Source organism: Salegentibacter mishustinae (genome assembly GCF_002900095.1).
GTDB lineage: Bacteria > Bacteroidota > Bacteroidia > Flavobacteriales > Flavobacteriaceae > Salegentibacter > Salegentibacter mishustinae.
Genome location: NZ_LLKN01000002.1, coordinates 728,751 through 748,854, shown reverse-complemented (window position 1 = coordinate 748,854; position 20,104 = coordinate 728,751). Strand labels below are relative to the sequence as shown.

General features: G+C 37.5%; 17 protein-coding genes. 5 read left to right on the top strand and 12 right to left on the bottom strand.

Going from position 1 to position 20,104, the window contains the following annotated elements:
* Positions 1-3: 3 nt before the first annotated feature.
* From APB85_RS06290 to APB85_RS06275, 4 genes are read left to right on the top strand one after another with little or no spacing between them, the layout of a single operon-like run.
* Complete coding sequence (locus APB85_RS06290) at positions 4-984, top strand: succinylglutamate desuccinylase/aspartoacylase family protein (RefSeq protein ID WP_057482484.1); 981 nt, start codon at positions 4-6, stop codon at positions 982-984.
* On the top strand, positions 977-1,546 hold the full coding sequence (locus APB85_RS06285) for a 5-formyltetrahydrofolate cyclo-ligase (protein ID WP_057482483.1): 570 nt from the start codon (positions 977-979) through the stop codon (positions 1,544-1,546). The genes APB85_RS06290 and APB85_RS06285 overlap by 8 nt, the downstream gene beginning before the upstream one ends.
* 48 nt (positions 1,547-1,594) lie before the next feature.
* Positions 1,595-3,043, top strand: coding sequence for a sensor histidine kinase (locus APB85_RS06280; RefSeq protein WP_057482482.1), 1,449 nt, complete (start codon positions 1,595-1,597; stop codon positions 3,041-3,043).
* A 19-nt stretch (positions 3,044-3,062) separates the two neighbouring features.
* On the top strand, positions 3,063-3,485 hold the full coding sequence (locus APB85_RS06275; RefSeq protein ID WP_057482481.1) for a response regulator: 423 nt from the start codon (positions 3,063-3,065) through the stop codon (positions 3,483-3,485).
* Here the strand turns inward: APB85_RS06275 and APB85_RS06270 are convergent.
* From APB85_RS06270 to gdhA, 9 genes are all read right to left on the bottom strand, one after another.
* On the bottom strand, positions 3,482-4,102 hold the full coding sequence (locus APB85_RS06270; protein ID WP_057482480.1) for a lipoprotein signal peptidase: 621 nt from the start codon (positions 4,100-4,102) through the stop codon (positions 3,482-3,484). The genes APB85_RS06275 and APB85_RS06270 overlap by 4 nt on opposite strands.
* Positions 4,103-4,261: 159 nt before the next feature.
* Complete coding sequence (locus tag APB85_RS06265) at positions 4,262-4,645, bottom strand: TraR/DksA family transcriptional regulator (protein WP_057482722.1); 384 nt, start codon at positions 4,643-4,645, stop codon at positions 4,262-4,264.
* 4 nt (positions 4,646-4,649) lie between these two features.
* Positions 4,650-8,051, bottom strand: coding sequence for an isoleucine--tRNA ligase (gene ileS, locus APB85_RS06260; protein WP_057482479.1), 3,402 nt, complete (start codon positions 8,049-8,051; stop codon positions 4,650-4,652).
* Between the two features lie 265 nt (positions 8,052-8,316).
* Complete coding sequence (locus APB85_RS06255) at positions 8,317-8,994, bottom strand: response regulator (protein ID WP_057482478.1); 678 nt, start codon at positions 8,992-8,994, stop codon at positions 8,317-8,319.
* Entirely contained in the window at positions 8,987-10,996 is a 2,010-nt protein-coding gene (locus APB85_RS06250) for a tetratricopeptide repeat-containing sensor histidine kinase (protein ID WP_057482477.1), read from the bottom strand. The genes APB85_RS06255 and APB85_RS06250 overlap by 8 nt, the downstream gene beginning before the upstream one ends.
* A gap of 422 nt (positions 10,997-11,418) precedes the next feature.
* Positions 11,419-11,787: a M57 family metalloprotease gene (locus tag APB85_RS06245; protein ID WP_057482476.1), complete on the bottom strand. Its 369-nt coding sequence runs from the start codon at positions 11,785-11,787 to the stop codon at positions 11,419-11,421.
* 203 nt (positions 11,788-11,990) lie between these two features.
* Positions 11,991-14,399, bottom strand: coding sequence for a TonB-dependent receptor (locus APB85_RS06240; protein WP_057482475.1), 2,409 nt, complete (start codon positions 14,397-14,399; stop codon positions 11,991-11,993).
* Positions 14,400-15,119, bottom strand: coding sequence for a DNA repair protein RecO (gene recO, locus APB85_RS06235; protein ID WP_057482474.1), 720 nt, complete (start codon positions 15,117-15,119; stop codon positions 14,400-14,402). It abuts the gene before it with no gap.
* Between the two features lie 84 nt (positions 15,120-15,203).
* Positions 15,204-16,547 (bottom strand): NADP-specific glutamate dehydrogenase, encoded by a 1,344-nt coding sequence (gene gdhA, locus APB85_RS06230; RefSeq protein WP_057482473.1) that lies wholly within the window; start codon positions 16,545-16,547, stop codon positions 15,204-15,206.
* 202 nt (positions 16,548-16,749) lie between these two features.
* Between gdhA and APB85_RS06225 the strand changes: the two genes are divergently transcribed.
* Entirely contained in the window at positions 16,750-17,529 is a 780-nt protein-coding gene (locus tag APB85_RS06225) for a THC0290_0291 family protein (protein ID WP_057482472.1), read from the top strand.
* Here APB85_RS06225 and pncA read toward each other — a convergent pair.
* From pncA to APB85_RS06210, 3 genes are read right to left on the bottom strand one after another with little or no spacing between them, the layout of a single operon-like run.
* The gene (gene pncA, locus APB85_RS06220; RefSeq protein ID WP_057482471.1) at positions 17,516-18,127 is read right to left on the bottom strand and encodes a bifunctional nicotinamidase/pyrazinamidase; all 612 of its coding nucleotides are present in this window, start codon (positions 18,125-18,127) and stop codon (positions 17,516-17,518) included. The genes APB85_RS06225 and pncA overlap by 14 nt on opposite strands.
* Positions 18,128-18,132: 5 nt before the next feature.
* Positions 18,133-19,536, bottom strand: coding sequence for a nicotinate phosphoribosyltransferase (locus tag APB85_RS06215; protein WP_057482470.1), 1,404 nt, complete (start codon positions 19,534-19,536; stop codon positions 18,133-18,135).
* 14 nt (positions 19,537-19,550) lie between these two features.
* Positions 19,551-20,078, bottom strand: a complete 528-nt coding sequence (locus APB85_RS06210) for a macro domain-containing protein (RefSeq protein ID WP_057482469.1) — start codon at positions 20,076-20,078, stop codon at positions 19,551-19,553.
* Positions 20,079-20,104 lie beyond the last annotated feature (26 nt).

Sequence of the window (20,104 nt, the reverse complement as noted above, 5' to 3'; positions counted from 1 at the left end):
CCTATGGCAAAAATAACCAGTGACAATGTTTTGGAAATCCTGGGAGAGAAGGTAAAGCCGGGAAAAAGTGCCACTATTAATTTTAATATGGCCAAGCTGTACACCACTACCTCGGTAGAGGTACCCGTTATTATTGAACGTTCTAAAAAGCCTGGCCCAGTGGTTTTAATAACTGCAGGAATTCACGGCGATGAAATTAATGGGGTAGAAATTGTTCGGCAAATTATCTCCAAAGGAATCAATAGGCCTCAAAAAGGAACCGTTATTTGTATTCCCGTGGTTAATATTTTTGGATTTCTGAACTTACGCCGGGAATTTCCCGATGGGCGCGACCTCAACAGGATGTTCCCCGGAACTAAACACGGCTCTCTTGCCAGTAGATTTGCATTCCAGTTTGTAAAAAAAATATTACCCCTGGCTAACTTTTGCCTTGATTTTCATACCGGCGGCGCCAGCAGGTTTAACGCACCACAAATAAGGGTAAAGCGAGGCGATGAGCAAAGCCTAAAATACGCACGTATTTTTAGCGCTCCATTTACCATACACTCTAAGACCATTACAAAATCTTATCGGGAGACCTGTGCGAAAAAAGGAATTCCTGTTCTACTTTTTGAAGGAGGAAAATCTCAAGACAGCAATAAAGACGTAGCCAAACACGGCGTAGAAGGTGCTATGCGAATTTTGAGTTTCCTGGAAATGTTAAATCCTAAATTTGAGTATCCAGATGCTATTGGGGAAACCGTTGTAATTGAAAATACTAATTGGATGCGCGCCAAATACAGCGGGCTTTTACATATAAAAATCCCCTGCGGAAAACACGTAGAAAAAGGAGAATATATAGGCACTATTACCGATCCTTACGGGAAATTCAGGCATAAAATTAAAGCGGTTAATACAGGATATGTGATTAATATTAACGAGTCTCCTATTGTGTACCAGGGTGATGCCATTTTTCATATTTCAGCACCACCAAAAGATGAATAAAGCCGAATTACGAAAAAAATACAAAGCTTTACGTTTAGAGCTTTCCGAAGATAAAATAGAAGCGCTTAGCCTGGAAATTGCCAATCAATTACTTCAATTACCGGTTTGGCAAAAAGAATTTTATCACCTCTTTCTAAGTATTACTGAACAGAAAGAAATTGATACCGAAAACATTTTACATATTCTCCAGGGAAAAGATAAAAACGTGGTGCTATCTAAAACCAATATCAAGGAACATAAACTGGAACATTTTTTACTTACCGATAGCAGCGTGATTAAAAAAAATAGATGGAATATTCCTGAACCTGAAGGCGGTATTCCTATCGCTCCATCACAAATAGATGTGGTTTTTGTCCCGCTTTTAGCTTTTGACGAGCAGGGACATCGCATTGGCTATGGTAAGGGTTTTTACGATAATTTTCTTAGCGAATGTAAAGCAGATGTAATCAAAATCGGGCTTTCATTTTTTGAAGCCGAACCCGAATTTAATGAAGTTTTTAGCACCGACATTCCCTTGGATTATTGCGTTACGCCAAATAAATTATATAGCTTTAAAAATTAGGGAATTAGGAAGCATTCTGTTATTTTTAACAAAACTTTCGCCCCTTTAATGCTAAACGACCTTCAATTAAACAGTATTCTTGAAGATTTTGATATCGCTTATTGGAAGATTAATCTTCTAAATAAAGAGGTAACCTGGTCAGAACATTTCAATACCCTCGTTGGAAATCCCGAATTTTCTGAATCCTATTTTGATTTTTTCCTGAAAGAAATTTTGCATCAGGACTATCGCTACGACTTCAGAGTATATTTCGATAAATTGACCGAAGAAAATGAAGCTTTCAGTATTGAGCTTAAACTCAAACTTAACAATGGGAAATACCGTTGGTTTGAATGCCGAAACCTTAAAAACAAAGAGAACAACAGGGAAACAGCTGTACTGTTATTTGTTAATATTCACCAAAGCAAGCGCGACCAGTATACTATTGAAGAAAATTTCTTCTATTATCGGGAAACCGCACAAATGACCAATACCGGCGGCTGGTATATAGATACGATAAACAAGAATATTTATTGGGATAATGTTACCAAAAAGATTGTAGACTGCCCCCTGGATTACCAGCCACCTTATGAAGAACATTTTAAATTTTATGCCCCAGAGGAACACCCAACAGTAATTTCTGCTTTTGAAAAATGCGAGAAATATGGGATTCCGTTTAAAGTAGAATTAAAAATGCGGAATCTTTATCACCAAGATTTTTGGGTGCGTGCTACCGGAAAACCGGTGTATAACGAAGAACAGGAGATCATAGGAATTCGCGGTGTCTTCCAGGACATTAATGAGCAGAAAGTCAACGAACTGAATTTACAGAATTCCCTGGATATTATCGCTACTCAAAATTCCAGGCTATTTAATTTTGCCCACATTGTTTCACATAATTTGCGCTCCCACAGCAGCAATCTTTGTTTAATTGTAGAATTGCTTAAAGATGCTAAAACCAACAAAGATAAAATTGAATTAATCCCGAATGTGACCGATATTTCTGAAAATTTGGATTCAGCAATAAATCAGTTAAACGAGATTGTAAATAAACAATCAATTTTACGCAAAGAACGCCGAATTGTTTCTTTTGAAAAAGCCTTAAGTGGGGTAATAGCTTCAACTTCATCTTTAATAAATCGAGAAAATGCAAAAATCGTAGCTGAATTCCACGCACTAAAAGAAATTAGCTATATACCTGAGTATCTTGAAAGTATTTTACTAAATTTAATCACAAATGCTATAAAATATAAACATCCTGGTAGAAAACCGGTAATTTATATTCAGACCTATATTAAGAACGAAACTCAATTTTTGGAGGTTAGTGATAATGGGTTAGGCATTGACCTGGATCAATATGGTGACAAGATGTTTGGGATGTATAAAACCTTTCATGAGAACCTGGATTCACGAGGAATTGGACTTTTTATTACAAAAAACCAGGTGGAGGCACTTGGCGGTTCAATCTCGGTAACCAGCACTATAGATGTAGGCACTACATTTAAGATTAAGTTTTAAAAACTAAACACTAATTCTCATGGGGCAAAAAGTAGAATTGGCGTGTATTATTGACGATGACAAAATATACGTGAACCTGGTAAAGAAGATTATTGAAATAAAAAAACTTTCAAAAAATCTTCTAATTTTCAAAAACGGTAGGGAAGCTTTAGATCATTTTAAATTGATCCTGGAAAACGCTACCGAAGACGTACTACCCGACATTATCTTTCTTGATATTAATATGCCGGTTATGGATGGCTGGGAATTTCTAAATGAATTTATTAAGATAAAGAATAACTTCGAAAAGAAGATCACACTTTACGTAGTAAGCTCTTCTATAGATCCTAGAGATCTGGAACGTGCAAAATCTTTTAACCTGGTTACAGATTACTTAATCAAACCGATAGAATTAAAGAAATTCGAGAAGATCTTTGACCGCAACGGGAACGCCGCCGCTTAATTATTTTCTTTTTTATCTTCTTCTTTTGGGAAAGCACGCTTATTAAAAAGCAGCAGTAAAATTACACCCGCGCTAATTGCGGTATCGGCAATATTGAATACCGGCTCGAAGAAAGTGAAATAATTTCCGCCCCAGAAGGGAATCCATTCAGGCAAATTGCCCTGCCATAGTGGGAAGTAAAGCATATCTACCACCTTACCGTGAAACAAGGTGCCGTAGCCGCCTTGTGCCGGCATAAATTCGGCAACCTGGCCATAGCTATCGTTAAAGATAATCCCGTAAAAAACAGAGTCTATAATATTACCAAAAGCACCTGCGAAGATTAAGGCTATTGCGGTAATTAAAATTCGGGAACCATTTTTTCTAACCGAATCCCATAACCAGTAACCAATACCAACAATGGCCACCAATCTAAAAAGCGTAAGGAAAAGTTTTCCGTATTCCCCCGGGATCTTGGTTCCCCAGGCCATACCTTCGTTCTCTACAAATAAAATCCTGAACCAATCAAAAACCGGAACTTCCTCGCCAAGCGAAAAATTTGTTTTGATATAAAATTTTGAAATTTGGTCTATTAAAAGTACCAAAACGATTATAACACTCGCTTTTTTTAAGGACATGAACTCTGTAGAATTTAAGAACGCCGCTAAAATACTATATTATTTAGTTTTTACACGGCTAAAAATCAGCTTATCGCAAGCAAATTTATTAATTATTCAAATAAAAACGCCCCAAGGCATAAGCAAAGGGACGTATTATACATAAAATCCAGAAATTTATTATTTCTGCATATTTTTAGCTTCAATACTTAATGTTGCGTGCGGCACCAGTTTTAAACGCTCTTTTGCAATTAATTTCCCGGTTACACGGCATATTCCGTAGGTTTTATTCTCAATACGGTTTAATGCATTTTTGAGGTCACGAATAAACTTTTCCTGTCTAATAGCCAATTGAGAGTTCGCTTCCTTACTCATCGTTTCACTACCTTCCTCAAAAGCCTTAAATGTAGGAGAGGTATCATCGGTACCGTTGTTTCCATCATTTTTATAAGCATTCTGATAAATCTCCAATTGCTCCTGCGCCTTCGCGATTTTGCCTTTAATCAGGGCCTTAAACTCAGCTAATTCGGCATCGCTATACCGTTCTTTTACTTCAGTTGCCATAATTCTAATGTTTTTTAATAAACATTTTAGTGGTAATATCATCAAAAGCCACCTCGGCTCCTTCAGTTACCACCTCCGCAAATTCGAGACTTGCAGTTAATGTTTCATTCTTGATATAGGTTATATTTTGGTTAACGGCATCCTCGACAATACCGTCTCTTTGTAGGGTCACTTCAATGGTATCGGTAACTTCAAAGCCAGAATCTTTTCTCATATTCTGTATTCTGTTTACCAATTCCCTGGCAATTCCTTCCTTTTTTAATTCTTCTGAGATACTAACGTCTAAAGCTACGGTAATATTACCACTACTTGCCACTAACCAGCCTTCAATATCCTGGGAAGTAATTTCTACTTCTTCAGTAGCTAATTTAATCATTTCTCCGTTAAGATTTATCGCAATATTGCCCTCTCGCTCTATCTTTGATATGTCTTCAGAAGTTAATTTATTTATCTCATTGACTACCAGCTTCATATCCTTTCCAAATCTTGGGCCAAGAACCTTAAAGTTTGGTTTTATTTGCTTAACCAGTAATCCTGAAGCATCATCTATAAGCTGAAGTTCTTTTACGTTTACTTCAGACTTTATCAAGTCTTCAACCGCCTGAATTTCTTCACGTTGCTGTTCGTCAAGCACCGGAATCATTACTCTTTGCAGCGGTTGTCTTACTTTTATCATTTCCTTCTTTCTAAGCGATAAAACCAATGAAGAAATGGTTTGAGCCTTCTCCATTTTTCGCTCTAAAGATTTATCAACAAACTTATCATCATACTCTGAAAATTCAGCCAAATGTACCGATTCAAAGTTTTCTTTTTGTGTACTCTTGTTTAAGTCTTTGTAAAGTCTATCCATAAAGAATGGCGCCACAGGCGCGCCCAGCTTCGCCACTTCTACCAAACAAGTATAAAGGGTTTGATATGCTGAAATTTTATCTTGCTGATAATCGCCTTTCCAGAATCTTCTTCGGCTTAAACGCACAAACCAGTTACTAAGGTTTTCCTGAACAAATTCTGAAATTGCACGGGTTGCCCTGGTAGGTTCATAATCGGCATAGAACTTATCTACTTTCTCAATTAAAGTATGTAATTCAGAAAGAATCCAACGATCTATCTCGGGTCTTTCAGCTAAAGGAACATCCTCTTCTTTATAGGTGAAATTATCAATATTCGCATATAAAGTAAAGAAAGAATACGTGTTGTAAAGTGTACCGAAAAATTTACGGCGCACCTCAGCTATTCCCTCAATATCAAATTTTAAATTATCCCATGGATTGGCGTTAGAGATCATATACCAACGCGTGGCATCTGGGCCGTAAGCCGCAAGTGTCTCAAAAGGATCTACCGCGTTCCCGAGACGTTTGGACATTTTTTGCCCGTTTTTATCTAAAACAAGTCCGTTAGAAACTACGTTTTTATAAGCCACATCATCAAAGATCATAGTAGCTATTGCGTGCAGGGTATAAAACCAGCCCCTGGTTTGGTCAACGCCTTCGGCTATGAAATCGGCCTGACGTTCACCTTCTTCTACTTTTTCTTTATTTTCAAATGGATAATGCCATTGTGCATAAGGCATAGAACCAGAATCGAACCAAACATCTATAAGATCGGCTTCGCGCTTCATTGGTTTACCAGAATCTGAAACCAGCGTGATTTCATCTACCACGTTCTTGTGAAGATCTACCAGATCGTAGTTTTCTTCACTCATATTGCCGGGTTCAAAACCTTCAAAAATGTCTTTATCCATAAAGCCGGCTTTAACCGACTTCGCCATTTCTTCTTTCAATTCTGCAATAGAACCAATAAACTTTTCCTCTTTTCCTTCTTCGGTTCTCCAAATTGGCAATGGAATTCCCCAATAACGACTTCTGGATAAATTCCAGTCGTTCGCGTTGGCCAACCAATTTCCAAAACGGCCTTCCCCGGTAGATTTTGGTTTCCAGTTAATGCCTTTATTCAATTCGTGCATGCGCTCCTTGAATTCGGTTACTTTTATGAACCAGGAATCCAGCGGATAGTATAAAATAGGTTTATCGGTTCTCCAGCAGTTTGGATAGCTGTGAACATATTTTTCTACTTTAAAAGCACGATTTTCTTCTTTCAGTTTAATAGCAAGTTCAACGTCTACAGATTTCTCTGGCGCCTGCCCTTCATCATAATATTCATTCTTCACATACTTCCCGGCAAAATCGCCCATTTCTGGTCTAAATTTCCCCTGAAGATCTACCAACGGAACAAGGTTCCCATTTTCATCTTTCACCAATAATGGCGGAACTTGAGGCGTAGCCTGTTTAGCTACCAGCGCATCATCTGCACCAAAAGTTGGCGAAGTATGCACAATTCCGGTACCGTCCTCTGTAGTCACAAAATCTCCAGCAATTACACGAAAAGCATTTTCAGGATTTTCTGCAGGTAATGCATAAGGTAACAACTGCTCAAATTTTATCCCTACAAGATCCTTTCCTGTAAAAGTTTCCCCGATTAAAAACGGGATCTTTTTATCGCCTTCAGTATAAGCTTGAAGTTCTTCTTCAGTTTGAACTTCAATAAACTTTTTATCGAATTGAGCCTTAGCCAGTGCCTTTGCAACCAAAATAGTGATTGGCTCAAAAGTGTACTGGTTATATGTTTTTACTGAAACATATTCAATTTTTGGTCCAACGGTCAACGCAGTATTAGACGGCAAAGTCCAAGGGGTCGTGGTCCAGGCGATTAAAAATGCCCCTTCCAGGTCCTTTTCAACCGAAGCTGCTGAAGCATCAGTGATTTTAAACATGGCCGTAACAGTGGTATCGGTAACATCCTGGTAGGTTCCGGGTTGGTTAAGTTCGTGAGAACTAAGTCCAGTCCCTGCTTTTGGCGAATACGGCTGAATGGTGTACCCCTTATAAATAAGGTCTTTTTTATAAATTTCGGAAAGCAGCCACCAAACTGTTTCCATATATTTTGATTTATAGGTAACGTATGGATCTTCCATATCTACCCAATAGCCTATTTTTTCGGTAAGATCGTTCCACACATCGGTGTAACGCATTACCGCATTTTTACAGGCTTCGTTATATTTTTCTACGGAAATTTTGGTCCCAATATCTTCTTTGGTAATCCCTAATTCTTTTTCTACACCAAGTTCTACCGGAAGACCATGAGTATCCCAACCGGCTTTACGTTTTACCTGGTATCCTTTTTGGGTTTTATAGCGACAAAAAATATCCTTAATAGCTCGCGCCATTACGTGGTGAATTCCCGGAAGCCCGTTCGCAGAAGGTGGGCCTTCAAAAAACACAAACGCTTCTTTGCCTTCTCGTGTAGAAACACTTTTTTCAAAAATATCGTTCTCCTTCCAGTAACTCAAGATTTCCTTAGCTACTTTTGGTAAGTCAAGTCCTTTATATTCAGGGAACTTATTGCTCATTTTTTCAAAATTTCCAATGAGTCGCGAAAATAATCAATTTTAAGAAAAGAGCGGGTTAGAAAAACGGAAAAAGCTAACCCAAAAGAAATTAAAGCTAGAGATAAAAGTCTTATTCATTTTAATACCTGCCAGGTTTATTTATTCTTTAAGCTAATTCTAATTAAAACCTGGAAACTTAGCTACTCTTGGGGCGAAAAAACAGCCATTCCCTTTTTAAGAATGCGAAAAATGAAAAGATTAGTATTACCAGGATTCCTTTTTAAAACTATAAAAAGCCTTTCTCCTTTGCCACTTTCACCAATTCCCGGTCTTCTGCTCCAGAAATACCAAAGATTTTCTTTAAATTTCGTCGGCGTTTTTCGATCCCAGCTACCGAAAGGGGAAGGAGATCGGTTAGATCCTTTAACTTAGACCCAATAGAGAGTTCGTAGAGCATTTTACGATCCACTTCATCTAAATAAATATCACTCCCCACCTGTTTTCTAAGCAGGTTGAGTACCGTTTTGCTATAATAAGGGGAACCGGCAAGGACATTTTCTACAGCACTTAGTAACTCTTTATGATTAATATCGTTTTTAACCAAAAATCCTTCAGGATTTATGGATTGCAGAATATTATGTAAACGATAATTATCATTAAAAGTGGTAGAAACTATAATACGGGCCCCAGGCTGTTTAGTCTTTATTTGGTTGCCAAGGTCTTCCCCCGAAACAAGACTTCCATCACTGCTAGCAGGTAAACGCATATCCAAAAATACCAGATCAATATTTTCAACAAAATTAGGATTGTTTAATAGCAATTGGGCTTCATCTAAGTTATAAATGCTCGTGATCTTAAAATTATACGTGGCATTTTGAGTCACAAAACTCTCTAAGGCAGATTCGTATGCACTTGCAATAATAGGGTGATCATCAATAATTAATACCGAAATAGATTTATCCATTTTTACAAATTTTCACTTTAAAAAGCAGGTATGTTCCTTTGCCCGAAGTCTCAAAACTAAATGTTCCGTCAATTTTTTCCATTCGATTCCTCATATTTTTTAAACCAATTCCTTTTACTTTTTTACGAATGTCAAAACCTTTACCATCATCTCGAATTTCCATTAGCAAAAAATTCTGTAAACGGTAGATTTTTATGGATACTACGCTAGCTTCAGCATGTTTTATCACATTTTGTAGAGCCTCCTGTAAAATTCGATAATAATTAATTTGAATATTTTCATCAACTAACTCCCCTTCAATATCCTCGTCAAAATTAAATTTAATTTCTGCCGAAGTAAGTTGGCGATATTCTTCTACCAGTTGTTCTAGCAATTTGACAAAATTAAGATGAGATGCAGAAACCTCACAAATAAGATTATGTGAAATTTGCCTTATCTCATCTTCTGTCACTTGCAATTTCTCTAATAATTGATCATACTTATCCGCCTCTTGATTGGATGTCTTTAAATTTAACAATCCAAAATTCATTCTAATTCCAAAAAGTTTACCCAGAACGCCATCATGCAATTCGCCTGATATCCTGGAGCGCTCTTCCTGTCTCCCTTCTTCAAGCCTGGTTTGTTGTTTAAGCAAGAGTTTATAGATCTCTTCGTTGTATTCCTGCTGTTCTTTTTGATATTTGAGCTCCTTATTTTTCACTTTTTGAGCTTTCAATAGGTATAAAAGAAATAAGACCGAAGCTAAAATTATAGCTGCTAAACTAATCCATAATTTATCATTGCTGAGTTCCTGTGTTCTTTGAATATATTGATCGGTTTCAAACCTAATTCGGGCAAATTTATTGCGAATAGCACGTTCTTTCTTTAATAAGCTATCATTAAGTTGAATATAATTATCCAGATAATTTGATGCTTTTTGAGGCTCTATTTGAGCAAGTAAGAGATAAGAAGCCAATAAGTCTCGATTGTTCGTGGTCTCTTCAGCCAGCAAATTAGCCTCTCTGGTATACTGAAATGCCTTTGTGGTATCGCCACTTTTTAAATAATACTCCCCAAGATGCAGTTTATTGATTACTACACCCGCCTTATGACCAATACTATCGCGAATTTGCAGTGCTTCCTGAAACAAATATTCTGCTACCTGGTAATTGCCCAATTTAAATTCTGAATATCCCAGGTTATCGGTAAGCATCGCGTAGAGCCTGGTGTTATTCTCATAAATGCTATCTACAGAAAGCGCACGGTTATAATTAGAAATAGAGCTTTGGTAATCTAACATGTTTTGATAAACTACACCTATGTTATTTAAAGATTGTGCAGATTTTACCGGTTGCTTTAAAACTTCCACATTTCTTAAGGCTTTTCTGTGGTATTCAAGTGCCAGAGGATAATTTTCTAAACCATTATAAATTATGCCAAGATTATTATTGGCCCGGTAGATGTATTTCTCAGCTTGGGTTGACTCTTCAAATAAATCGAGGGCCTTAAAAGTAGTATTTTCACTTCCCACATAATCCTTTATATATTCTTGAAGAATTGCCATATTCAATAACATCCTACCGGCTTTTATTTCGTCCCTGGCCTCCAGATATTCTTCATAAGCAAGATTATAATGATAGTAAGAACTATCTATATTATTCTGCCGATAAAAAAAGTTACCAAGATCCCAGTTAGCTTCTGCTATGCCTGAAATATTTTCTCGCTCTTCGGAAATTTTAAACGAATAGGAATTCCAGTAGCGGAATTTAATAGAATCATTTTTAGAATAGAAATGATAGGAAATATCAGATATTAAAGTATTCTTCAACGAGTCATTTGGATAACTCAAGATCGTATCTCTTAGTGCGTTATAAACAGAAGGATTCTTTGCAGCCTTTAATTGCTCTATTTGTTGCGTGCGAGTGTTTTGATTTGGAAGTTCATTTTTCTTATTTGAATTACAGGAAAAAAACAAGAAAAATAAAATTATCAGCCTGTAAAAAGATGTAGATTTATATTGCATGTGGGCCGATAAAAATATAAAAAAATTGGGGTTATTTATTTATGGTTTTACTCATTCCCCTATGTGCTGTTTTTTCCACATTAAATATTTCAAGTTCCATTCCCGAATACCGTTTCGGTAATTAACTAATTTTCATAATTACTTATCTGTAAAATAAGCAACTTACTTTCAGAAAAGAAAGAAGGATGCCCCCTACAGACACCCTCCTAAACTAACAAATTAAGACTGAGTCCAAATTTTCTAACATTAATAAACTTATTATAAAGCAACTTCACCGTAATAGACAAAGCCTTCACTCTAGTGGCACAGAAGCAGGCAAGCATAAGCGAATTTTAATCATATTCGGTTGGGGTGCCGTGTAGGTGAACCGCTTCACCAGGGTCTTGAAACTCGCCGCTTTGCCCACCACTTTGCCTACTAAACTAATCAGTACGTCGAAGTCCCAAAGAATGGCCTATCTCGTGGATGTTCACAAACTGATTAGTATAAGGAGGATAATTCTCCATACCAGAGAAAATTGGCATATATTTATATGGGTCGCTACCGCCTGGAAATCCTATAAGGCAAGTTGTTTTAGCACTAGCCTCTGAAAGCAGGAAATCTATAGCTTCAGCATCCTGGGTGTGAACATGCAAAGCACTAATTTGTTTAGACTCTTCTTTAAAGATCTTTGCTTCCTTAGTGGTTTCTTTCACTTCGGCTTCACTTGGCCTTTCGGCGTTTTCTTTCTGGAAAGCAGTAAAAAAAGCTGTTGATGCCAGAAAAACTAATACTATTGTTATGGGATTCATAAAGCAATTTTGATTGAAAGCTTAATAGGCCGTGAAATTAAATTTTGAAAATCAAAAAGCGGAAAAATAATCCTTACTAAAAGTAAGGGAATCCCTTACTTTTAGTAAGCTACCCCTAACAGTAGGGCTTAAGAGAGGTATAAAATTTATTTTTGATGCTAAATTGGTAGATTTTAGGTGGGAACTGGCAAACTCCTCAAGCTTTAAAAGTTATAACGAAGCGCTAAAATTAAATTTCTACCTGCAGCGGCGATTCCCGAGGAATAAGTTCGGTAACGTTGATCGGTAATATTTTCTAAAGAAGCGGTTGCCAGCAAGTTTTTACTTAGTTCGTATTGACCGGTTAAATTTAGGCTATACCAGGAAGGTGAATAAGGATTTCCGTTATCATCTATAGCATATAAATAGGCTTTACCCTGTTCTGATGGTGCGAGATCTTCATAATCAAATTGCCCATTATATTCAGCAAAAAGATCGAATTTCAATCTTTTTTTGTGCCATATTAAATGTGTATTCCCAAATACAGGAGCCGCGTGCCGTAATGCCTCGGTAGAACCATCTTCCTGCTCTTCTTTTCCTTCGGTTATGCTAATTTTGGAAGTTAATCTTAGTGCAACAGAAAAATCGATTTCTATCCCACTTTCAAATCCGTAAACGTGCGCTTTCGCGGTATTCTGAATCGCCTGTACACGACTTGGTTCTCCCTGGTAATCTATTTCGGTTTCTCCATTTAATTTGAAATCCCTGCGTACCATCGCATCATTTAAATATGTATAAAATGCGGTCGCGATAAAACTGATATTTTCGGCAGGCTTCCAATCAAAACCAAGCTCACTACTGTAAGCATATTCCGGTTTTAAATCTGGATTTGGCACTACTACTGCTCCAGGTTCAGAATCGAAAATTTTCCCCACATCATCTATATTTGGAGCCCTAAAAGCTGTAGAAAGATTCAATCGCCACCCGATAAACCTGTTTTGTTGCCAGTTAATTCCCGCACTTCCGGTTAAAGCTCCGGTATTAATTTTGGCCTCACTAAATGGAAAATCATATAAATTCTCATCAAATTCAGCATCTACCAAAATATGATTATACCGAACTCCAGATTGAAAAGAAAGATCTTCCTGGATCTTCCATTGATAGGTGGTATAAGCCGCAATGGATTGCCAGGTAGAACCATCTGGATATCGTGAAGCGGTGATGTTTTCTTCTTCCGTTAAAATATTTTCTGCAAATCCCGTAGAATTCACTTTATTAAAAACATATTCGGCTCCATAAAACAACCGACTCTCTTCAAAGGTCTTTTCAAAATCAAAATTAACCGAATAAGCATCTACATTTTCTTTGGTGTTGTATAACCAATCTTCACCTAAATCCCGGTTATGACGGCTCTCTTCAAAAAATTGATAAGCAGTTGTCATCTGGGCTTTATCATAGAATGCTCCGTTTCCTTTTTTATTGATCTTAAAATTCCCCATAAACCATTCCTGAGGGCCATAATACCATTCTGCTGTACGCAAATCACCATCGCGCTTTCGGTAAAGCCTGTCAAATCTTGGAAAATCTGATGTGGTAGAATAGATAAGTCCTAAATTTAGGTCCCAATCTTTATGTGGCATAAACTTTACTTTCTGCAGTAAATTAATTTGTTGATATCCGGTTGGCTTTTGCACTCGAGGATCATCATTTGCAACCACTACATCTTCCCCATTTCTTCGCACTGCATATTCGTTTCGCAAATATTCATCAGGTCCGTGAGATCCCATTCTTAAATCATCAAAATCTGAAAAGCTAATACTGCTTAAAAATGCCCAATTCTCCAGGCCTATATTCACATCGGCGTGTACGGTTTTTTCATTATTTGCAGAAGCGTAACGGGAGTAAGCACTACCAGAAACCGAAGCTTTATGAGTAAAGGAAAATTTCGGCTTCAAAGTGTAAAAATTCATCACCCCGCCAATCGCATCACTTCCATAAACCACCGAGCCCGGGCCGAGAATTACCTCGGTATTTTCTACCGCCAGGGGATCTATTGAGATGATATTTTGAAGATTTCCGCTTCTAAAAATCGCGGTATTCATTCGTACTCCATCTACGGTAATTAAAAGACGGTTCGTAGCAAACCCGCGAATCATTGGACTTCCACCGCCTAACTGACTTTTCTGGACAAAAACCTGCCCGCTGCTTTCCAAAAGATCGGCCGAAGTTTGCGGGCTGGCCATAATAATATCATTTGCTGAAAAGCTGACGATCTTCTGCGGAATTTCATCTTTATTCATTTCAAATTTAGCCACCGAAAGCACTACCTGGTCTAGCTCATTACCATCACTTTTTAGATAAACTTTATTATTATTCCGGATTATTTGGGATTTCCTGAGGCTTTTATCGGTGAAGTTTACGTGCTTAAAATGAATAACCTCATCTTTATCAAATACTGAAATATTAGCTACTCCATCAAAATTAGTTAATACACTTTTAGATTTTTCAGCGTTGTATAAAGCCACACTGGCAAGTGGTTCGTGACTTTCTTCATTCAAAACCTGTATCTGCTGAGCGTAGATACTATTAACCATAAAAAAAAGGAGAATTACTCCTATTATTGAATTTCGCATTTAGCTAAAAATTTCGTTGAGGACGGCAAGTGATTTTGGTTTCTTAAATCCTTCAATATGCAACTCGAAATATAAAAGCAGCATATTCAGGAAATTTGCCCGACTTTGTTGATTCAATTTTACCTCATTCAACTTATCAAAATTTATGCCTAATAACTGCCGTAAAACCGCCACGTTTTGACCATCTACGCAGTAATTATTCACGCTATTTATTTCAAAAACGCCCTCTAAGAGATTAAAATAAGTGAACTCTTTCGCATCGGCATCAGGATAAAAACCAAGATATCTGGTTAAATTTAATAAGAACAAAAGATGAAAATTGGCGATCTTATCATGCAGATCTAACCACATGAGTGAGTTTTCAAGATACTTAAACAATTGAGGATTAGTTTCTTCTTCCCGAATTGCATTTTTTAAAACTTCTGCCAAAAACATAAGCATCGCGCCTTTTACCATATTGGTATGCAGGCTGGTGTAAGTGTGCAACACCTTCGCATCTTTAAGGTACTCCATCTTCCCCTGGTTACGATGATTCGCTACGATCTCTAACTGGGTAAGCAACTGGAATTGCGACGCCTTGAATTTGCCTTTTTTTGATTTCAAGATTCCTTTTAGCATATAGGTTTTTAAACCGTCGCTATAAGTGTAGGCTTTCACGATCAAATCGGCCTCACCATATTTTAAGGCACTAACAACAATTGCCGGAGTGGTAACAAGCATTTTTTAGGAATTTCTTCTCTTCGAAGATAATTAAAAAAGGCCGCTAAAAAAGCGGCCTTAGTTTATCGTTTAAATGATTGAGATCTATACTACTCCCTGGGCAAGCATAGCATCGGCAACTTTTACGAAACCGGCAATATTTGCTCCTTTCACGTAGTCTATATAACCATCTTCTTCTTTTCCAAATTCTACACAACGGTCATGAATATTATTCATGATTTCGTGTAACTTCTTATCTACTTCTTCTGAAGTCCAGCTGTAACGCATAGAGTTTTGGCTCATTTCTAATCCTGAAGTGGCAACACCACCCGCATTAGAAGCTTTACCCGGAGAGAAAAGAATTTTTGCTTCTTTAAATACCTCTACAGCCTCTGGTGTACAAGGCATATTAGCACCTTCGCCAACACACATACATCCATTCTCTACTAATTTCTTAGCATCAGCTTCTTCAAGTTCGTTTTGTGTTGCACAAGGAAGCGCCACATCACATTTTACTCCCCAAGGCGTTTCACCTTCAAAGTATTTAGCTGAAGAATATTCATCTACATATTCACTGATTCTACCACGTCTAACATTTTTAAGGTCCATGATAAACTGAAGCTTCTCTTCATCAATTCCGGCTTCATCATAAATATATCCTCCAGAATCACTCATGGTTAAGATCTTCGCTCCAAATTCCAGTGCTTTCTCTGCAGCATATTGCGCTACGTTTCCAGAACCTGAAACAACTACTGTTTTCCCTTCAAAAGATTCATCTCTTGTTCTTAGCATATTTTGAGCAAAATACACATTCCCATAACCTGTAGCTTCAGGACGAATAAGGGAACCACCATAAGAAAGTCCTTTTCCGGTTAAAATTCCTGTGAATTCATTTTGCAATCTCTTGTACTGGCCAAACATATAACCAACTTCACGGGCACCAACTCCAATATCTCCAGCAGGAACATCGGTATCTGGGCCAATATGGCGATAAAGCTCTGTCATAAAGCTCTGGCAGAAACGCATCACCTCGTTATCAGATTTTCCTTTTGGGTCAAAATCAGATCCACCTTTTCCTCCACCCATTGGTAAAGTAGTAAGGCTGTTCTTAAATACCTGCTCAAAAGCAAGAAATTTAAGTATACTTAAGTTTACAGAAGGGTGAAAACGCAATCCGCCTTTATAAGGTCCTATTGCTGAATTCATTTGAATTCTAAAACCGCGATTTACTTGAATATTACCTTCATCATCCAACCAGGACACTCTAAACATAATTACTCGTTCTGGCTCTACCATACGTTCCAGCAATTGCATGTTTTGATACTTTTTATTCTCTTCTATAAAAGGAATAATAGTTTCAGAAACTTCGTGCACTGCCTGCATGAATTCCGGTTCGTTTTGATTTCTTTGAGATACTTTATCCAGGAAATCTTGTATATTTTGTTCCATATTGCGTGATACTACAAATAGTTTATAAAAAAAACTGTGTTTTATGTTGCAAATATATGAGTTCTATAAAAAATGACCTCAAATTTTTATCTTTTCATATAATATTAACGTCTCCATTTTAAGAATTTACAGACAGAATGAAATCTATAATTTTTTGTTAAAGTAGTTTTTATATATTTGTTGCTCGCCCAAGTCTGAAGTAATGCGCAATTACAAGATATTTTTACCTCTTATTGTTTTTATATTACTCTTCCAGGTAAAGGGATATTCCCAATTTGGGATTGCTCACGAAATTGCTGTTAAAGCAGGCCCGGCTTCTTTTTTTACAGATTACGGGGAACGCTGGAATGTAAAAAACAACCTTAACAATGCGGGTTACGGGATAGGGATTTCCCATTATATGAATTTTGCCTACAAAACCGACTGCCACTACTCCCAGGCGGCTTCTTTTTTCACCAACCACTTTAGAATTAGAAATGAGCTGGATTATTTCTACTCCAAGTTAGAACATTTTGGCCCTGTGGCCAGAAAGAATACTATTGGAGGGCAGTTACTTAGAGCAATGCATGGGGAAAGTGAAATTATTGAAGGTGGGATACACCTGGAATACCATCCTTTTCGAATTCGGGATTTTACGCATTCGGGATATATGTTCTCCCCTTATATAAGTTTAGGCGGACATTTTGTGTCTTATAAAGCTGATGCGTATTCTGATCTCGGTTCATTGGAGAATCCCAAGAATGTATTCCCAACTTTTATTGGCGGAATGGATTTTGAACGCGGCAGCACCTATTCTATAGTTGGCGGGCTTGGTGTTCGTTACAGATTAGGTTTTAGACACGACCTTTTAATTGAAGCTCGCGGACAATATTATGGCAGCGACTGGATTGACGGACTAAATATTAATGCGCCTCAAAATAAGTTTAATGATTATATTTTTTGGTTTAATGTAGGCTATGTTTATTACATCAATTTTCAATAGTTGAAGAAGTAATAACCTTACCGCCTAAATCTTTTAATTCTGCTTTTGCTTTTTCAAAATCTTCCGCGTTTAGCGCTCGTGTAGCATCTTCTATTATTGTAGCTTTAAAACCTTCTTTAATTGCATCTTTAGCGGTAAAATGTACACAAATTTCAGCTGCAAGTCCGCAGAAATAAAGATCTTCTGCATTCTTCTCTTTTAAATAGCCAGAAAGGCCAGTAGATTTTAAATGCCTGTTATCATAAAAGGCACTATAACTATCAATTTCCAGACTGGTTCCTTTTCTAAAAATTGCTTCAATTTTCGCGGTTTTCAGCTCTTTATGAAATTCGGCGCCCTCAGTATTTTGAACACAATGTTCCGGCCACATCACTTGTTCAATTCCATTTAGCTCAATGGTTTCAAATACGTTTTTTCCTTTATGACTACTGGCAAAACTGGCGTGACCTTCTGGATGCCAATCCTGGGAGGCGATCACCAGATCAAATTTTTCCTGAAGCTCGTTTATTATCGGTATAATTTCATCTCCATTTGGCACCGCAAGGGAACCACCGGGCATAAAATCGATTTGTGGATCTACAATAATTAGCGTTTTCATAAATCTTATTTTTGATAAGAAGCAATTAATTTATCCCGTTCTGCTTTTAAAGCTTCTGTAATCCCCACTTTGTAAATATGTGGGTTGTTGAATCGTTTATATTCTATAGAAAGCTCTGCAAGCCTGCTTTTGCTGTATTCAGCAATTTCCTGAAGGGATTTATGCTCTAATTTATTTTCTCCATTTTCCATTACTGGCTGAAGCAAGGGTTCTTTTTGTAATTCCCCAATTCGCATCTGCTTATAAGGTTCAAAGGGGTGTATCATATTTTCAATATCATTTTCTTCAAAAAGAGCTATTAGATCGGCTCCAACGCAATGTCCTTCAGCATCCCTTAAACGATATACTTGTTTTTTATGCGGAAGCGTCACCTTAATAATACTTTCAGAAATTTTAATTCTTGGTTTGCCGTGGGAATAAGCTAATTTATAAACCCCGTCTAAAGCGGCATCGGGACTTCCAATAACAAGGTTAGTACCCACACCAAAAACATCTATCCTGGCGCCTTGTTCCAGCAAGCTTTTTATCACATTTTCATCTAATTGATTAGAAGCTGCAATTTTCACATAATCCAATCCGGCCTCGTCCAGCATTTTTCTGCATTGCTTAGAGAGATAAGCTAAATCTCCACTATCAAGCCTAATAGCCATTAATTTTTGACCGCGCTCCTCCATTTCCTTTGCGACTGTAATCGCATTTGGCACACCGCTTTTAAGCGTATCGTAAGTATCTACTAACAACACACAATCTTTTGGTCTTCCTTCAGCGAAATCTCTAAAAGCAGTGATTTCCTCATCATAACTTTGAATAAAGGAATGTGCCATAGTTCCTGAAACAGGAATATCAAAATCCCTACCGGCAATTACATTGCTCGTCCCATGAAAACCGCCAACAATAGCCGCGCGGGTAGCATAGTAACCTCCAGGCCCCTGGGCCCGTCGCAAACCAAAATCTAACAAAGTGCGCTCTCCAGAAACCAATTTTATCCTACTTGCTTTTGTGGCAACTAAGGTTTGAAAATTGAGTAAATTCAGTAAAATAGTTTCAATTATTTGCGCCTCAATGATATTGGCTTCTACCTGCAAAACAGGCCGCGTCGGAAAAACCACGTCCCCTTCCTGAACCGAATTAATATTTCCGCGGAATTTAAAATCTTTTAGATATTCCAGGAAATCATCATCAAAATCCTGCTTTTTAAGGTATTCCAGGTCTTTATCGCTAAATTTTATATTTTCAATGATCTCCAACAGATCCTGAAGCCCGGCAAAAATTGCGTAGCCACCATTGAAAGGAAGTTTTCTAAAATAATAATCAAATATTGCGGTGTAATCTTTTTGGCCTTTTTTAAAATATACCTGCGCCATCGCCAGTTGATACTGGTCGGTATAAGTAGCTGAAAAATCTAGCATAGCTTTTAGTTAGTTTAAACTTCGTCAAGCATCGCTTCGTAAATCTTAAGATCTGCTTCACTGAATAAAACAAATTTAAGCTTTTGCAGGTGTTTAAGCTTTGGGATTTCGGCTAAAATTGTATTAAAACTGATCCTGGTCGCTTCTTTTATAGGATAACCAAATACTCCGGTTGAAATAGCGGGGAAAGCCACAGACTTCACCTGCTTATCTTCTGAATATTTCAACGCATTTTTATAGCAATTTCCCAAAAGTTTGTCAGCCGGATTATCCCGACCGTAGACCGGCCCCAGACAATGAATCACATATTTGTTCGGTAATTTATGAGAGCCGGTAATAACGGCCTCTCCGGGAGAAATAGGCGCAAGAGGCTTACACTCTTCATAAAGTCCCGGTCCTGCAGCACTATGAATTGCTCCCGCCACGCCGCCGCCAGTAGTGAGTTGAGCATTTGCTGCATTTACCACAGCTTCAATTTCAGGTTGATTGGCGATATCTCCTTTAGAAACTTCAATTTCTACATTCTGAATAGTCTTTTTCATAATTCAGAATTTACGAAAACAACCTC

Coding starts and splice junctions, on each gene's coding strand:
- APB85_RS06280 (WP_057482482.1), top strand. CDS start 1,595: ATGCTAAACGACCTTCAATTAAACAGTATTCTTGAAGATTTTGATATC.
- ileS (WP_057482479.1), bottom strand. CDS start 8,051: ATGAGCAATAAGTTCCCTGAATATAAAGGACTTGACTTACCAAAAGTA.
- pncA (WP_057482471.1), bottom strand. CDS start 18,127: ATGAAAACGCTAATTATTGTAGATCCACAAATCGATTTTATGCCCGGT.
- APB85_RS06275 (WP_057482481.1), top strand. CDS start 3,063: ATGGGGCAAAAAGTAGAATTGGCGTGTATTATTGACGATGACAAAATA.
- APB85_RS06290 (WP_057482484.1), top strand. CDS start 4: ATGGCAAAAATAACCAGTGACAATGTTTTGGAAATCCTGGGAGAGAAG.
- APB85_RS06215 (WP_057482470.1), bottom strand. CDS start 19,536: ATGCTAGATTTTTCAGCTACTTATACCGACCAGTATCAACTGGCGATG.
- APB85_RS06240 (WP_057482475.1), bottom strand. CDS start 14,399: ATGCGAAATTCAATAATAGGAGTAATTCTCCTTTTTTTTATGGTTAAT.
- APB85_RS06285 (WP_057482483.1), top strand. CDS start 977: ATGAATAAAGCCGAATTACGAAAAAAATACAAAGCTTTACGTTTAGAG.
- APB85_RS06250 (WP_057482477.1), bottom strand. CDS start 10,996: ATGCAATATAAATCTACATCTTTTTACAGGCTGATAATTTTATTTTTC.
- APB85_RS06225 (WP_057482472.1), top strand. CDS start 16,750: ATGCGCAATTACAAGATATTTTTACCTCTTATTGTTTTTATATTACTC.
- APB85_RS06245 (WP_057482476.1), bottom strand. CDS start 11,787: ATGAATCCCATAACAATAGTATTAGTTTTTCTGGCATCAACAGCTTTT.
- APB85_RS06255 (WP_057482478.1), bottom strand. CDS start 8,994: ATGGATAAATCTATTTCGGTATTAATTATTGATGATCACCCTATTATT.
- APB85_RS06270 (WP_057482480.1), bottom strand. CDS start 4,102: ATGTCCTTAAAAAAAGCGAGTGTTATAATCGTTTTGGTACTTTTAATA.
- APB85_RS06210 (WP_057482469.1), bottom strand. CDS start 20,078: ATGAAAAAGACTATTCAGAATGTAGAAATTGAAGTTTCTAAAGGAGAT.
- recO (WP_057482474.1), bottom strand. CDS start 15,119: ATGCTTGTTACCACTCCGGCAATTGTTGTTAGTGCCTTAAAATATGGT.
- gdhA (WP_057482473.1), bottom strand. CDS start 16,547: ATGGAACAAAATATACAAGATTTCCTGGATAAAGTATCTCAAAGAAAT.
- APB85_RS06265 (WP_057482722.1), bottom strand. CDS start 4,645: ATGGCAACTGAAGTAAAAGAACGGTATAGCGATGCCGAATTAGCTGAG.